Here is a 15746-nt window from a genome sequence, read left to right as displayed (position 1 = left end):
TGACGCCAAGGATGTGCCGACCACCATGAAGATGGTGGCGTACTGATGCGGCTGGCAGGGAAAACAGCGCTCGTGACCGGAGGTCGACAGGGGATCGGTCGGGGAATAGTTGATGCGTTTGCGCTTGAAGGGGCCGTGGTAACGACGTGCGGACGCGGGCCAAGGCCGGAAGGTTTGGCGGACGATGTCGCTTGGGTGTCACTGGATGTCACAGACGTGGCGGCCGTTGAGAAATTGGCCAGCGCGTGCGCGGGGCTAGACATCCTTGTGAACAACGCCGGCGTGCAAGTCGAAAAGACGGTGGTCGATAGTCTGGACAGCGATTGGGACGCAGTGGTCGGCACAAACTGTAAAGGCGTATTTAACCTTTGCAGAGCGTTCATTCCGCAGATGTCGGATGGAGGCGCCATCATCAATATAGGTTCAATTTCCGCTTTCGTCGCGGACCCTTCAATGGCGCTTTATAATGCGTCCAAAGCGTTTGTGCATGGGTTAACCCGGTCGATTGCTGTCGATCACGGGCCGCGACTACGCTGCAACGCGATTTGTCCCGGTTGGGTCGAAACAGGCATGTTGGATGCCGGGTTCGATCTGGCAAAAGACCCCGACGCCGCACGCCGGGATGCGTTGGCGCGGCACGCAACCCGAAGGTTCGGCTGGCCAGAGGATATCGCAAGCATGGCGGTTTGGCTTGCTTCCGACGAAGCGGGTTTTGCGACTGGTCAGATGTTTACAGTGGATGGCGGCATGACTGCGGCTTCTCCGTTAAACCCGGGAATGTTCTGATGGATATACAACATACGGCCTGCCTTGGTGGGGGCGTGATCGGCGCGAGTTGGGCCGCGCTGTTTCTAGCCTCGGGTCGATCGGTCTCATTGTTTGACCCTGATCCATCTACTGAAGCCAAAGTGCGCGCCTATATTGAAAATGCATGGGCTGCGATGACCGAACTTGGCCTGGTGAAGAACGGGAACCCCGACGCGATCGAGTTTCCTCAATCCGCAGCCCAAGCCGTCGAAGGTGCGGGTTTCGTTCAGGAGAACGTGCCAGAGCGACTGAATATCAAGCATGCAACTTTTGCCTTGATCGAGCCCGCGCTTGAACCGCAGGCCATTGTTTCCAGTTCCGCCTCGGGGCTGACCCTTGGGCAGATGCAGCCCGGCTGGGCTGATCCTTCTCGGTTTGTTTTGGGGCATCCGTTCAACCCACCGCATTTGATTCCGCTGGTTGAGGTGCTGGGCAACGACAAGACAGCGCCCGGTGTAGTCGCAGCGGCCCAGAACTTTTACGAAAGTCTTGGCAAAACCACGATACGCGTCAAGAAAGAGGTGCCCGGACACGTTGCCAACCGACTACAGGCCGCGATCTGGCGCGAGGCGATTCATCTGGTTGTGTCTGGCGTTGCCTCGGTCGAGGATGTCGATAAGGCGGTTTGGGCCGGGCCGGGCCTGAGATGGGCGGCGATGGGGCCGACGATGCTGTTCAACCTTGGCGCAGGCGAGGGCGGCCTTTCAGCGTTCTGCGAGCATTTTTCGGGAACATTCAACGGTTGGTGGGACGATCTGGGGCAAATTCATTTGACCGATGACATCAAGCAGCAGTTGACCGACGGCATTCACGCAGCAGCACGGGGTAAGACTCCAGCCGAACTTTCCCAGAGACGCGATGAGATGATAGTGGCGCTACAAAAATCCGTGTCGGAACTGCGTTGAGGATATCAGACCGCTCATGTGAAGGTGGGGTTCCAGTGTTTCAGTCAGATGCTGGTTGCCCACCGGTTTTGCGTTGACCAGCGGCGCGAATTTTGTCCGCTACGCTTTCGCTCCACTCCAGGCGATCCTCTCGATTTTCCAGAGTTTCTACCCGCTCGGCATCCAACAGAAAGGTCGCGCGCATTGGCATAAGGCCGTCTACAACGACCATTTGATGATCGGTGGGATCAATTTTCAGTTGTCCGGTCAAGCGAACGGGCTCGTGGACATAGGCCGGGGTCCAATCGCCTTGCAGTCGCACCCGGATCATTTGGTTCGGAGGGGGAGGGGGCATATGGCTGCACATGCCCCGCTCGGGAACCAGGTAGGCGACTTGGATGCCGTCCGCGTCCGGGGGTGCAGGGATGGCAAATCCGGCAACGGTAATCGTTTTTCCATCGAATAGTGGATTACCCGCTGTTCCGGCTTTTTCCCGGCGCTCCATCACGACCTGACGTTGATCAAGAAGCCAGTCAATGTCTATGCCCTCAGCCGCTAGTGCGTCTTCGGTTTCATTCAGGAGTTCTTGCCATTTCTGACGCTCCTCCGGGCTGCCGCTATCCTGTTGCAGCCTGCCGCGCAGCCGCACGGTGTACAGCACATCGTCGAATTGTTCAGGGCTAAGATCGCGATAGGGATCTTCAAACACCTGTACTGTCGGGTCGGGTAGGTCCGTCCAATCAACTGAAATGCCCGCGCTCATGGGGCCACCTGACAGTGACAGCGACAGACAAGCGATTGCCAAACCTTTTAAGTATTTATCAATAAACAAAGGCTTTCCCCACGCCACGATGCTGTCTCTCACTTCAATATAGTGCACTTCGGTTTAGGGAAACAGGTCAATAGCTGTGCGCCTTACGGTTGGCTTGACCGGGGCTCTACCTTGTGTCCGGCAATCGGTCAGAGACAGCCACTATGAGACGGCATAAGCGCCAAGTTGGTTCATGCATGGCGTCTGGAAGGGATCGAAAACCGTGAAGAACTCAAGCGGTACACCTTCCTCGGCGGCCTTGATTACATTAGTGGACGTCGCGAACTTGTCGATCACGCTCTTGTCGATCCGACTGAGATAGTCTTCCACGTATGGGGCGTCATCCAGACCAGACCAATATACCATATCCAACATCCGGCCTTGCGCACCTTTCTCAAGGACAAATTCTTCGTAGGCTTGCGCAAACTCACTGGCGGCACTTTGTTGCGCCATGTCCTGGCCGTAAACCGTTCTGATCACGTCCAACGCATGAGCGGCAATCCCGTGACCTTTGATGGCACGATATGCGACCCCAACGCCGACGGCCCCCGCACCCAGAGCTAGAATTCTGCGACGTGAAAGCTTCATGCTACGGCCTCCGATGCAAGGAGCGACAATGCACATATTGTCAAAGTAGGGTTGGCTGGTGAGCATGATGGGAAAGACCCGGCCCCCAGAACAAACACGTTTGCAGCGCCATGTAATCTCATCTTTTCGTCCACGACAGAGTCGTCCGGTGATGTCCCCATGCGATGGGTGCCTTGAATATGGGCCTCTGATCCCAGGAGCGGAGAAACTGCCACGTTCTCAATCGTGTCGGGTATGATGTCCACCAGCCCGGCCTTTGCCCTGTCCAAACCGAGTTTTGCGTAGTCGGTGTAGCCATGCCATTCAATGACGGGTTCGTCATCCTCAAGGATGACCTGATTTTCTGCCTGTGGGATGTCTTCGGCGACCATACGGAAGTGAATGCGGTTCGCCCATTTTCCCTGTTCCGGTCGGATCGACACGGGCGCATTAACAGTTTCCATCAGAACCGCCGCCGCGGAACTGCGATCTATATCATGATAGAAGTGATACCCGTGACCCGTTTCAGAGGTTCCGCCGTAGAACGACTTGATATTGGCTGTATCAACATGGACGTCAATGACGGCCTGTTCGTGCAGGTATTTACCTAAAGCGCTGTTCTGCACACCCGAACGTTTCAGGATGGCAGAGTTAAATATACCGTTTGTTCCAAGGGCAACAGTATTTGCGCGCAGCCGTGCTTCTGAACCATCCGCACCTCTTACGCGGACAGCGCGTGCCTTTCCGCCTTCGATGTCGACCGCGCGGACTTCGGTATCCAGCAGGACATGTGAACCGGCAGCGTTGAGCGCCTCTAGGCCGTTCAATACTGTGAACTTGGCGTCCACAGGGCAAATCCTGCAGACGCCGTTCGTGCAGCATACCGGACGAGAACCGCCGTTTGAAATGCCTGTAGGCAATGGAACCCACAGCGGGCTTGAGGCGCGCAAGGCTTCGTCGGCGCGCGAAGGTATATGTCCAGGATAGGGAAAGGGTTTGCGGCGGGGTAGGATGTGTTCGCACTCACCGCCAGCAACTTGGATTATCTCTTCTGCCTTTTCCCAGAACGGTTCAATATCTTCGTACAGGAACGGCCAATCTCTACCGACGCCAAATTTGCTATTCAGACTGAAATCGTCCGGATGAAGACGCGGAGCGTTTCCCCACCAATAGTTTGAATTTCCACCAAACAGCGAGAACGCGACCCAATTCTTGTGCTCACCCGAGTAGTTTCGCTGCGTGAAATTCTCGCGCACGGCCCACCCACGTTCCAATTGGTCGCTATGTGAGTATTCGGCCCCTTTTTCGACGTACAAAACGTCCAGTTCATCAGGGAGACCGCAGCCAAAAAACATTGCAGCGAAACTGGACCCCGCGATCACGACATCCCATTCCCGAGAGCTTGCTTCTTCTAAGGACAATCTCTGCATGACAACTTGTTGACCCTAAGACCGATTGATCAAAACCAATAAAAATACGCAATCTGATCAAAGATGATATAGCACTCGCGAAAAACAACCAGTGATTATTTGGATTTGCAATTTGATAGAAGTCCTCGGTAGAATTTTGTGCAAGGCGTCCTTTGTGCCCGCTTGATTGAGGGGCCGCCTGGATTTGAATTGGTACAAGTTTGCTTTGGCAATGGTTTTTAAAGGTAGGCTATGAAAAGACGGCACGTTCTAGGTTTTTTTACGGCCCTGGTTGTGGTTCCGCCGATCTTGCGGATCGGGTTCATGCGATTGCAGGACAATCCACTTCCCGGTGTTGAAGACCCAAAGTTGATCTTCTCTGAGGGGTGGCTGCTGGACGAGAACGATCTAGAGAGCGAGCTGTCGGCATGATCTTTGATGCCCGCGACGAGGTTCCGGCGCTCGACGACATATATGATTGCTGCATTATCGGGGCTGGCCCTGCGGGTATCACGCTGGCGTTCAAGCTGGCAAACGCGGGTCATCGAGTGCTTGTGCTGGAAGCCGGAGGTCAGGAAGTAACCTCAGAATCGCAGGATCTCTACGAAGGGGAAAATCTTGGGGTCGATTACTATCCGCTGTCTGCGCCTCGGCTGCGGGCGCTGGGCGGTACGACGGGGCATTGGGGTGGACAATGCGTTTTGTTGGACCGCTCGGATTTCCTGCCGCGCGAAGATGTTCCCCTAAGTGGCTGGCCCATCCGCTTTGAAGACCTGGAGCCGTATCAAGACGAGGCCGCGCACGTTTTGCAAACCGGCAGTTTCGGGTCAGAAATTCGGAAACCGGCGGATGCGACAGGAACGATCGACAGCGTGGCGCAAAGGTTCAGCTCAGACCGGCCTTTCTACGAAGTCCGAAACATTGATCCTGTGCGGTTTGGAAGCTTTTACCTGGGCGATCTTGAGAGTGCTGAAAATATCGATCTGGTCCTGTGCGCCAATGTTGTCGATTTTACCGTCGATGGCGATACCGGCAGGATTTCCCAAGCCCATTTCCGCAACTATGGAGAGGGCAAAGGGCAGGCCAAGGCGGCGCAGTTTGTCTTTGCCATGGGCGGAATAGAAAATTGCCGAATGCTTCTGAGCCTTAACGCCAGAAACGAGAACCGGTTTGGCAACCAGAACGATATGGTGGGGCGCTGTTTCATGGAGCACCCGACCGTTCACAACGGCCGATATTTCATCACCAAACGCCTATATTCGCATTCTCCGACCTGGGAGTTCGAGCGCCTGCGTCGCCGTGCGCGCCCGGAACTTGTCCTGAGCCCGAGCGAGGATCAAATGCTGAGAAATGGGTGGCTAAATTCTGCAGTTCGCCTTGAGCCTTTGAAGCCACGTCCCATGAGCGAAGACGAAGCTGGTAGCGACCGTTTCATACAGAACCTGGAATTCAATGAGGACTACTTCCTGACGGGCGATTCCAGTGTGATAGGTGAGCAAGAGCCCAACATGGCGAGCCGGTTGGTGTTGACCAATGATCGTGATCGCTTTGGATTAGAGCTCGTGGGGTTGAATCTGCAGTTGACGAACAGAGATATCGAAACTCTGCGCGTCTCAACCGGTGAGGCAGCAAGGTTTCTGATCCGCAACGGGTTGGGACGCATGCGCGTTGAGCCAACATTGTGGAATCGCGCAGAGTTGGACGAACTGGATTTCGACTATTCCAGTCATCACATGGGCGGTGCGCGGATGTCGCTTACATCTGAAACCGGCGTTGTCGATGCCAACTGCAAGGTGCACGGTGCCCCAAATCTATTTGTGGCGGGGTCTGGGGTTTTCGCCACAAGCGGCCATGCGAACCCGACCTTTACGATCGTCCAGCTATCCTTGCGCCTCGCTGACCATTTGACAGGGCTAGCGGCTTAATCCCAACAGGGCTGATGCAGCGCACAGGCCGATGCATTGAATTTTGCTGTTGCTGATCGGTCGCGCACTGGCAGATTGCGGTTGCAAGCGAGGGGCAGGAAATCAAATGCAATCAGGATCGTCAGGCAAGGCTGTTTTTCTAACCGGAAGCCTGATGCGGCACGTGACCCGTATGTCGCTGACGACAAGTATCGGGCTGATGGCGATCTTTGCCGTCGACTTCGTGGACATGGTGTTCATTTCGATGCTCGGCAACGACGCACTGGCCGCGGCTGTGGGGTATGCGGGAACTCTGCTGTTTTTCACAAACTCCATCAACGTCGGACTTTCGATCGCCGCCGGAGCGTTGGTCGCACGTGAACTGGGGGCGGGACAGTCTGATCGCGCTGGACACTTTGGTACCAGCGTTGCAACGTTGGGCGTTCTGTTTGGTTTAATCGTGTCTGCTATCGTATTGTTTAATGTAAATTTTCTTCTTTCAACGCTGGGCGCTGAAGGTGAGGTGTTGCGCCTGGCTGTCCGGTACGTCTCGATTATTCTGCCGACGATGTGGGTCATGGCATTGGCCATGGCTGGAATGGCGGTTTTGCGGGCGCACGGAGACGCGCGCCGCTCGATGATGGCGACGATCTATGGCGGAGTGACAAATGCCGTATTGGATCCGATCCTTATCTTTGCGCTGGGGCTGGGGCTGGACGGTGCCGCCATCGCTTCGGTGATCGCCCGAGTCTGTATGTTGATTGCCGCGCTCAAGCCAGCGGTGAGCGTACACCGAGGGTTTGCCCGACCGTCCTTGCGGCAGGTGGCCCGAGACTTTCGCTCTGTCCGCGCGATTGCAGTTCCGGCCGTGTTGACCAACATTGCAACCCCAGTTGGCAACGCAATCGTCGTCCGCGAAATAGCGCAATTCGGGACGGATGCCGTTGCTGGAATGGCCGTCATAGGGCGCTTAATGCCGGTCGCGTTTTCAGTCGTCTTTGCGCTTTCAGGGGCAATCGGCCCAATCGTCGGGCAGAACTTCGGGGCCGGGAGCTATGATCGGGTTAAAGAAGCCTTCTGGTCCGGAATTAAATTCACCGCCGTGTATGTCTGTTTGATGGCAGCCACGCTATTCCTTCTGCGCGCTCCAATCGCGGATCTGTTTCAGGCACAGGGAGAGACACGTGCCTTGATCTACCTGTTCTGCGGCCCTTTGGCGCTTGCGTCCTTTTTCAACGGAGTGATTTTCGTTTCGAACGCCAGTTTCAACAACCTTGGCCACCCGGTCTATTCAACTTGGGTAAACTGGGGGCGGCACACGCTGGGCACCTGGCCATTTGCTGTTGCAGGCGGCTATGTCGCGGGCGCGCCCGGAGTGCTGCTGGGGCAGGCATTGGGTGGGGTGATCTTTGCGACAGTCTGTTTGCTGTTGGTCCGCCGAGTTGTATCGCGGCTATCCGCCCCTCAGCCCGTCGATCCCTTCGCAGGGCAAAACAGGTTGCAGGCGCTGTTCGGACGGCGTGGGTGGTAGGTCGCTCAGTTGCCCTGATTGCGTGCTTCCAGCCGTTCGAGGTTCACAACCGTCGATAACATGAGGCGGTCATGGCTCCAATCCTCGGTCTGTCGCACCGAAGCAGCGGCCAGTCCAAGGACGATTGCAAACACGATTGTCAGGCCGAGGAACAGGAAAGGCATCGACGACTGGATTGTTGGCGCTTCGGCCAGTGCGACTACGCGTTGGCGCAATACGCGTTTTGCCTTGCCGCCGGTGACCAGTGCGACGTTCAGAACACGCGGGCTGCGTAGAGCAATACTCTTTGCGCAATAATCCAGCAGACAAGCGGTATAGTCCCGCGCGTCGATACCGCGACGGGCGACGACGGATTGATCGCAGGCAAGCTCGCGAAGCCGGTCAAACTGGTATTTCAAAAACACATAGGCCGGGTTCCAGAATAGAAGCGGGCGCAACAGCTCGAAACCCAGTTCCCATTCGACATCACCGGCGCGCACGTGTTGCAACTCGTGCGCCAGCGCGAACCGCAATTCGCGTGGGGTATCAAGAAGATGGCTGGGTAAAACGACATGACGCCTGCGCAATCCGCGTACTGCAAAGGGGACAGTGATCCGGTCCGACAAACGGATGTCTACCTTGGATGAACTACGCCACAGGAAGCTGTTGTTTATCGTGCCTCGGATCGCCCATGCATCATAAGCGATGCGCAGCGTGTAACCCGCTGAGACAATGGCCAAAAGAACCAGCGCAGCAGACACAAGCGGATATTCACCGGACAGCACCAGATCGGCCCAGCGTTGACGCGTATTCAACAGAGATTCAAACTGTGTGGCAGGCATTGCGATTTCACCACGCAAGTAGGCTGCGACTGCGATATCTCCGATGGCAACCGCGCCTCGGGCAGATATCTGGGCGGCTAGCGCAAAAACACCCATAGCCAAAATAGGGCTGAGAACGACACACAGGCAAAGGGCTTTAAGCGCCCGAAGCTGCGTGACGAACCCATATTGCAAACTTGTTCTTGCAAGTGCCGCTCGGACCACCAGCCAAACAAGAGCAGCCAGCGCCAAGACGAGGTTCAATTCGAGATAGGTGTCGAGAACCGGTTTAACTGCTGTCATTTTGCAGTCTCCTTTCTACCAGTGCCCGAATTTCCTCAAGATCGGCTTCGCTGAGGCCCGCGTCATCCACCAGACGCGCAACCAGCGTGGCAGGTGTGTCGTCGAACAGAGTTCGTGACAGGTTCTGCAGCGACCGTGCCTGATACCTGTCTTTCTCCAGAAGCGGTGTATAGATCAGCGTCTTTCCGTCCTTGCGGCTTTCGACGAACCCTTTTTCATCGAGAATGCGCAGGATGGTTGCGCCGGATGTATACGCGAGATTTCGTTCTGGTGGCAGGCGATCAAGCACGTCACGGACCGAGCCCTGCCCCAGCGCCCAAAGCTCGTTCATGAACTCCAGTTCGACTTCGGTCAGCAGGTTTGTTGTCTTTTTCTTTCGCATCGGTCTTTCGTGTCGCATTTTTTAGTATGCCTGACAGACAAGCATCCTTTCGCTGTTTCGCAAAGCCTAAACTTTCCAGAAAACGAAGAAGCCCCAGCCGATTGACAGGAATAGCGGTGTCCAGACGGGCTGGCCCACCAACCCCAACCAAGCAAGGAAGATGTAGGCTGATCCGAGCAGAGTAATAAACAGCCGATCCCCCAGTGTGGTCGTCAGGCCCAGTACGCCCCGCCGTTCAATCCCATCGCGGAACTTGGTGACTTCGAGAACACCGATCAGCGCAATAGCCGAAAAGATGCCCACAAACACGGCCAACGTCGCGGGGGTCCATGCCATCCAGAAATCGGGCCACAGGGGGTCCGTCCAGGAAAACCCTTTCTCTTCCTCCTGCCCGACAGTGCCCCATCCGGCTTTGGCTTGGGCTAGGGCGGTTGAAGGCAGGAAGGGGAGGGTAAGAAGTAGTTTACGCATATCGAACCTCACACACGGCCCATCGCGAAACCGCGCGCGATGTAGTTGCGGACAAACCAGATGACGATGGCGCCGGGGATGATGGTCAGCGTCCCGGCAGCGGCCAGCAAGCCCAGCTCATACCCCGCGCTGGAGGCGGTGCGGGTCATCACGGCGGCGATGGGCTTGGCCTCGACCGCGGTCAGGGTTTTGGCCAGTAGCATCTCGACCCACGAGAACATGAAGCAGAAGAAGGCCGCCACGCCCACGCCCGCTTTGATATTGGGCAGGAAGATCGTCACGAAGAACCGCGGGAAAGAATAGCCATCGACATAGGCGGTCTCGTCCAGTTCCTTGGGGATGCCGCGCATGAAGCCCTCCAGAATCCAGACCGCCAGCGGCACGTTGAACAGCGTATGCGCCAGCGCCACGGCCAGATAGGTGTCGAACAGGTGGATCGACGAGTAGAGCTGAAAGAACGGCAGCGCGAAAACCGCTGCCGGAGCCATCCGGTTGGTCAGCAGCCAGAAGAACAACTGCTTGTCGCCCAGGAACCGATAGCGCGAGAACGCATAGGCCGCAGGCAGGGCAACGCAGACCGAAAGCACCGTGTTCAGAGTCACATAGGTGATCGAGTTGATGTACCCCCAGTACCACGTCGGATCCGTAAAGATCGTGATGTAATTGTCCAACGTAAATGTCTGGGGAAACAGGGAAAAGCCCGACAGGATCTCGTTCGTGGTCTTGAAGGACATCGCTACCAGCCAATAGATCGGCAGTATCAGGAACGCGATATAGAGGATCGGGATAAGGGACCGCTTCTTCATTGCGCGTCATCCTTTGTCATCAGAGTATAAAAGAGCCATGAGACCAGCAGCGTGATGGCGAAATAGATCAGGCTCATCGCGGCTGCCGGGCCAAGGTCGAACTGTCCCAGCGCGATCTTCACAAGGTCGATTGACAGCAGTGTGGTCGAGTTGCCGGGGCCGCCACCGGTCAGAACGAAGGGCTCGGTATAGATGTTGAAACTGTCCATAAAGCGCAGAAGCACGGCAATGGTCAGGACGGTTTTCATCTTGGGCAGTTGGATATAGCGGAACACCGACCACGGGCTGGCACCGTCGATCTTGGCCGCCTGATAATAGGCGTCCGGGATCGACACGAGGCCCGCATAGCACAGCAGCACCACAAGCGAGGTCCAGTGCCAGACATCCATGACGATGACAGTGATCCAGGCCGACAGGGGCTGTTGCGTCATGTCATAGTTGATGCCCAGAACGTCATTCAGGAAATATCCCATCAGCCCGATTTTCGGCAGGGTGAAGATGTTCCACATTGATCCGACAACGTTCCACGGGATCAGCATCGGCAGGGCCATCAGCACCAGGCAGACCGGCACCCAGAAGCCTTTGCGGGGCATGGACAGGGCCACGATGATGCCCAGCGGCACCTCGATCAGCAGGATCAGGAAGGTAAAGAGGAACTGCCGACCGAGGGCCGCTTGGAACCGGTCCGAGCGGAGGATTTGCTCGAACCAGCCCAGCCCTTCCCAGAAGAACTGGTTGTTCCCAAAGGTTTCCTGCACCGAGTAGTTGACCACCGTCATCATCGGCACCAGCGCGTTGAATGCGACCAGCGCCAGAACGGGCAGGACAAAGAACCATGCCTTTTGGTTTTCCGTTCTCATTGCGCCCGCTCCTCGGTTGCGATCCAGCCGTCGCGGTAGACGCGGGATTGTTCAGGTTTGAATTGCAGGAAGACCTGTGATCCGGGTTCGGGCACGGTGTGTTCGGTCACGGCCTTCAACGCGGTGTTGCCGACCATCGCGCTGACCACATAGTGGCGTCCGATGTCCGCGACCTTGGTGACATGTGCTGGAATACCGGTGTCGCCAAAGCCCACATATTCCGGGCGGATACCCAGATCGGTGCGGCCTCCGTCTCCGCTGGTTGGGCCTTCCAGCATGACCTCGTGGCCTTCAAACAGCGCACGGTCGCCTTTGGCCTCACAGGGCAGGACATTCATACCGGGTGATCCGATGAAGTGGCCGACAAATGTGTGCTGAGGCCGCTCGAACAGCTCAACCGGCGTGCCGATCTGCACCACTTCGCCTTCTTGCATGACAACGACTTCGTCGGCGAAGGTCAGCGCCTCGGTCTGGTCGTGGGTCACGTAGATCATCGTCGCTTTGACGCGCTGGTGCAGCTCTTTCAGCTTGGACCGCAGTTTCCATTTCAGATGGGGGTCGATCACGGTCAGCGGTTCGTCAAACATCACCGCGTTCACGTCATCCCGGACCAATCCGCGCCCCATCGAGATTTTCTGCTTGTTATCAGGGCTCAGGCCGCTGGCGCGCGTGTTCAGCATATCCGTGACATCCAGCATCTCGGCGATCTCACCGACACGGCGCTTGATCGTTGCGGCATCCACGCCCCGGTTTTTCAGCGGAAAGGCCAGATTTTCGCCAACGGTCATCGTGTCGTAGATCACCGGGAACTGGAACACCTGCGCGATGTTACGTTGATCGGGGGGCAGGGCGGTAACATCCTGACCGTCAAACCGAATCTGCCCTTCGGACGGGGTCAGCAGGCCCGAAATGATGTTCAGCAGCGTGGACTTGCCGCAACCGGACGGGCCCAGCAGGGCATAAGCTCCGCCATCGCGCCATGTCACATCAATTTCCTTCAGCGCGTAGTCCTCTGGGCCTTTCGGCGCGGGCATATAGCTGTGCTTGAGGTTTGAAAGTTTGATCTGCGCCATTAGACCACCCTTGTCCCGTCTTGGCTGAAATACCGGCAATGCGCTGGATTCATGTAGAAACTGTGATCTTCGCCAACTTGGTAGGGGTGAACGCCTGCCGCCAGTGAAACCCACGCGTCGTCCCCATGTTGGAAATGTGCACTGGAGTCTGACCCCGACAGCTCGGTCACGATCACGCGGCCCGTCAGTTCGACATCGGCGTCCGAGGTGCGGAATGGGGTCACCCGGTGCGGGCGCACGGCGACCATGTAATCTCCGTCAGCGATGTTTGAGACAGCCCAGCCACCGCCCCCGGCAAGTTGCGCTTGTGCGCCGGAAACTGAGATACGCGCCACGTTAATCGGTGGGTCCGAGAAGACGCGGGCTGCGGCGATGTTTTCGGGATTGCGGTAAATGTCGGCGGTGGGGCCGAATTGCGTGACACGGCCGTCTTCCATCAGCGCGGTATAGCCGCCCAGCAGCAGCGCCTCTTCGGGTTCCGAGGTGGCGTAGACCACCACCGCGCCACGTCCGGCGAACAAATCGGGCAACTGCTCTCGCAGTTCTTCGCGCAGTTTGTAGTCGAGGTTGGCCAGCGGTTCGTCCAGAAACACCGCGCGGCTTTCCTTGGCAATGGCGCGGGCCAGGGCGGTGCGCTGCTGCTGCCCGCCCGACAGCTCATGCGGGCGGCGGTTCAGCATGGGGCGCAGTTGCAGCAGGTCAGCGGCTTCTTCAACACGGCCTTCGATCTCGGATTTTGCCATGCCCGCCACGCGCAGCGGCGAGGCGATGTTGTCGAATACGGTCATATGCGGGTAGTTCACAAAGAACTGGTGCACCAAGCTGATCTGCCGCTTTTGCGTGTTCAGCCGTGTCACGTCCTGCCCATCCATCAGGACTTTGCCCGATGCAATCGGATCCAGCCCGGCCATCATCTTGATCAGAGAGGTCTTGCCCGATCCTGTCGCGCCCAGCAGCACATTGAAATGGCCGGTCTGCAGGGTCAGGTTTGTGGGCTTGATGTGGATGACGTTGCCAACCCGTTTGGTGGCGTCTTGAAGTTCGATCATCGGGGAATCTCGCGGGGTAGTCCGGGGGTAGGCCGGGCTTGAGCCCGGCCTACGGTGTTGCGTTTACTGAGACTGCCAGCGCTGAACCAGCTCGTCATAGTTGACGGTCTGGCCTTGCGGCTTTTCGTTCTCAAGCTTGGCCTTGGGCGAACCGGCCTTCTCTAGCCAGAAAGCGGGGTCCTGCGGCTCGTTCAGACGCGGACCACAGCCGCCGTAGACACCGGCGCTTTCATCTGCGGCCTGCATCCGGGCCATGGTGATGTCCATTTCTTCGGCCAGACGGTCCATCGCCTCTTGCGGGGTGAACGCGCCCGAGTTCACGTCACCGATCTGCTGCCACCAGATTTGGGCCAGCTTTGGATAGTCCGGCACGTTGATGCCGGTCGGCGACCATGCCACACGGTCGGGCGAGCGGTAAAACTCGACCAGACCACCCAGCTTGGGCGCGCGTTCGGTGAACGACTCGTGGTTGACCGAGCTGTCGCGGATGAAGGTCAGACCCACGTGGGACTTCTTCACATCGACAGTTTTCGACGTCACGAACTGAGCATAGAGCCACGCCGCCTGAGCACGGTCTTCAGGCGTCGACTTCAGGAAGGTCCACGACCCCACGTCCTGATAGCCAACCTTTTGGCCTTCTTCCCAATAGGGACCGTGCGGGCTGGGCGCCATCCGCCACAGCGGTGTGCCTTCGTCATCCACGGTGTTGTTGCCTTCGGACTTCGGCTTCACCATGTCGGCGGTAAAGGCGGTGTACCAGAAGATCTGCTGGGCCACGTTGCCTTGGCTAAGCGCCGGCAGCGACTGGTAGAAGTCATAAGACGCCGCACCCGGAGGCGCATAGTTCCGCAGCCACTCATCCCACTTACGGATCGCATATACCGCAGCCGGGCCATTGGCCGCTCCACCGCGCGACACCGACGCGCCGACGGGGTTACAGGTGCCCGCTTCCATGCGGATGCCCCATTCGTCGACCGGGACACCGTTCGGCTCGCCCACGTCACCGGCACCGGCCATCGACAGCCAGGCGTCGGTCATGCGCCAGCCCAGGTCAGGTGCGCGCTTGCCGTAGTCCATGTGTCCATAGATCGCGACACCGTCGACTTCTTTCACGTCATTGGTGAAGAATTCGGCGATGTCTTCGTATGCGGACCAGTTGACCGGAACGCCAAGGTCATAGCCGTACTTTTCTTTGAACGCCGCCTTGTTCGCTTCGTCATCGAACCAGTCCTTGCGGAACCAGTAGAGGTTTGCGAACTGCTGGTCGGGCAGCTGATACAGCTTGCCATCGGGACCGGTGGTAAACTGAATGCCCATGAAGTCACCCAGATCCAGCGTCGGCGAGGTTGTTGCCGCCCAGTCGCCTTCCATCATGTCGGTCAGCGGATAGGCCAATTGCAGACGCGAGTGGGTGCCGATCAGGTCACTGTCGTTGACATAGCCGTCATACAGGTTCCGTCCGGTCTGCATCTGTGTTTGTACAGCCTGAACCACTTCACCCTCACCGAGGATCTGGTGGTTGACCTTGATGCCGGTGATTTCCTCGAACGCCTTGGTCAGAACCTCGGACTCGTAGGAATGGGTTGGGATACCCTCGGACAGGACGTTGATTTCCATGCCGGCGTAGGGCTGTGCAGCTTCGATGAACCATTTCATTTCACCCATCTGTTCGTCTTTCGACAGGGTCGATGGCTGGAATTCGTCGTCAATCCAACGTTGCGCTGCGGCTTCGTCGGCCCAAGCAGGACCGTGCCCCGCAATGACGGCCGCCGCCGCCACTGCGGAAAGTAGATGTCTCCGCATCTGTCTCCTCCCAAAGATTATGTGATCCGGCGCGGACCGGATGGCGATCAGCATCAGCGATTTCCAGCTTTGCTGTCAAACTAATTTTTTAGTAATTGAAGTTACTGTGAGTTATTAAATTGTTATTTATATGTTTTTTGGGATATTCTGGCGTAGCCACGCAGTGTTTTCTGCGATTGAGGCTGAGGCGAGACTAAACTGCATCTTTTCTTGCCAAGTGCTTGATTCTTTGTAAGCTGACCGTGGATTCACTCGTTTTGGGGGATTTTGCCCGGCGTCGTGGCTT

Annotated in this window: 16 protein-coding genes; 5 read left to right on the top strand and 11 right to left on the bottom strand. The window is 57.1% G+C overall.

The genetic code is table 11. The features are described from left to right. Positions 1-72 precede the first annotated feature (72 nt). Together ACR0LH_RS06865 and ACR0LH_RS06860 are read left to right on the top strand one after the other, a co-directional pair. Complete coding sequence (locus tag ACR0LH_RS06865; RefSeq protein WP_480720223.1) at positions 73-786, top strand: SDR family NAD(P)-dependent oxidoreductase; 714 nt, start codon at positions 73-75, stop codon at positions 784-786. Next, positions 786-1712 carry a 3-hydroxyacyl-CoA dehydrogenase NAD-binding domain-containing protein gene (locus ACR0LH_RS06860; RefSeq protein ID WP_480720221.1) on the top strand — a complete coding sequence of 309 codons (927 nt, stop codon included), beginning with the start codon at positions 786-788 and terminating at the stop codon, positions 1710-1712. Before ACR0LH_RS06865 ends, ACR0LH_RS06860 begins: the two co-directional genes overlap by 1 nt. 40 nt (positions 1713-1752) lie before the next feature. Here ACR0LH_RS06860 and ACR0LH_RS06855 read toward each other — a convergent pair whose 3' ends face one another. The 3 genes from ACR0LH_RS06855 to ACR0LH_RS06845 form a co-directional block, all read right to left on the bottom strand. Beyond that, positions 1753-2454 (bottom strand): DUF3299 domain-containing protein, encoded by a 702-nt coding sequence (locus ACR0LH_RS06855; protein WP_480720220.1) that lies wholly within the window; start codon positions 2452-2454, stop codon positions 1753-1755. 210 nt (positions 2455-2664) lie between these two features. Then, positions 2665-3090: a hypothetical protein gene (locus ACR0LH_RS06850; protein ID WP_170803527.1), complete on the bottom strand. Its 426-nt coding sequence runs from the start codon at positions 3088-3090 to the stop codon at positions 2665-2667. After that, positions 3087-4499, bottom strand: a complete 1413-nt coding sequence (locus tag ACR0LH_RS06845; RefSeq protein ID WP_480720219.1) for a GMC oxidoreductase — start codon at positions 4497-4499, stop codon at positions 3087-3089. Before ACR0LH_RS06845 ends, ACR0LH_RS06850 begins: the two co-directional genes overlap by 4 nt. Positions 4500-4730: 231 nt before the next feature. Between ACR0LH_RS06845 and ACR0LH_RS06840 the strand changes: the two genes are divergently transcribed. From ACR0LH_RS06840 to ACR0LH_RS06830, 3 genes are all read left to right on the top strand, one after another. Beyond that, the gene (locus tag ACR0LH_RS06840) at positions 4731-4910 is read left to right on the top strand and encodes a hypothetical protein (RefSeq protein ID WP_480720218.1); all 180 of its coding nucleotides are present in this window, start codon (positions 4731-4733) and stop codon (positions 4908-4910) included. Beyond that, positions 4907-6403 (top strand): GMC oxidoreductase, encoded by a 1497-nt coding sequence (locus ACR0LH_RS06835; RefSeq protein ID WP_480720217.1) that lies wholly within the window; start codon positions 4907-4909, stop codon positions 6401-6403. Before ACR0LH_RS06840 ends, ACR0LH_RS06835 begins: the two co-directional genes overlap by 4 nt. Before the next feature lie 106 nt (positions 6404-6509). Continuing rightward, positions 6510-7913, top strand: coding sequence for an MATE family efflux transporter (locus tag ACR0LH_RS06830; RefSeq protein ID WP_480720216.1), 1404 nt, complete (start codon positions 6510-6512; stop codon positions 7911-7913). Positions 7914-7918: 5 nt separating this feature from the next. On the opposite strand, the gene ACR0LH_RS06825 is transcribed toward ACR0LH_RS06830, so the two are convergent. The 8 genes from ACR0LH_RS06825 to ACR0LH_RS06790 form a co-directional block, all read right to left on the bottom strand. Continuing rightward, positions 7919-9016: a M56 family metallopeptidase gene (locus tag ACR0LH_RS06825; protein ID WP_480720214.1), complete on the bottom strand. Its 1098-nt coding sequence runs from the start codon at positions 9014-9016 to the stop codon at positions 7919-7921. Next, positions 9003-9398 carry a BlaI/MecI/CopY family transcriptional regulator gene (locus ACR0LH_RS06820; protein WP_170383532.1) on the bottom strand — a complete coding sequence of 132 codons (396 nt, stop codon included), beginning with the start codon at positions 9396-9398 and terminating at the stop codon, positions 9003-9005. The genes ACR0LH_RS06825 and ACR0LH_RS06820 overlap by 14 nt, the downstream gene beginning before the upstream one ends. Positions 9399-9464: 66 nt before the next feature. Next, positions 9465-9869 (bottom strand): DUF2160 domain-containing protein, encoded by a 405-nt coding sequence (locus tag ACR0LH_RS06815; protein WP_480720213.1) that lies wholly within the window; start codon positions 9867-9869, stop codon positions 9465-9467. A gap of 8 nt (positions 9870-9877) precedes the next feature. Further along, positions 9878-10675, bottom strand: coding sequence for a carbohydrate ABC transporter permease (locus ACR0LH_RS06810; RefSeq protein WP_480720212.1), 798 nt, complete (start codon positions 10673-10675; stop codon positions 9878-9880). Continuing rightward, positions 10672-11535 (bottom strand): carbohydrate ABC transporter permease, encoded by an 864-nt coding sequence (locus tag ACR0LH_RS06805; protein WP_170383538.1) that lies wholly within the window; start codon positions 11533-11535, stop codon positions 10672-10674. The genes ACR0LH_RS06810 and ACR0LH_RS06805 overlap by 4 nt, the downstream gene beginning before the upstream one ends. Then, positions 11532-12608: an ABC transporter ATP-binding protein gene (locus ACR0LH_RS06800; protein WP_480720210.1), complete on the bottom strand. Its 1077-nt coding sequence runs from the start codon at positions 12606-12608 to the stop codon at positions 11532-11534. Before ACR0LH_RS06800 ends, ACR0LH_RS06805 begins: the two co-directional genes overlap by 4 nt. Continuing rightward, positions 12608-13657, bottom strand: a complete 1050-nt coding sequence (locus ACR0LH_RS06795; protein ID WP_170777715.1) for an ABC transporter ATP-binding protein — start codon at positions 13655-13657, stop codon at positions 12608-12610. The genes ACR0LH_RS06800 and ACR0LH_RS06795 overlap by 1 nt, the downstream gene beginning before the upstream one ends. A gap of 63 nt (positions 13658-13720) precedes the next feature. Beyond that, a complete protein-coding gene (locus ACR0LH_RS06790) occupies positions 13721-15460 on the bottom strand; it encodes an ABC transporter substrate-binding protein (RefSeq protein WP_170569131.1) in 1740 nt (579 codons plus the stop codon). Positions 15461-15746: the final 286 nt, after the last annotated feature.

Source organism: Ruegeria sp. CL6 (assembly GCF_056536465.1).
Note: the sequence above shows the minus strand (reverse complement) of the source record. Positions and strands in the feature narration are given on the sequence as shown.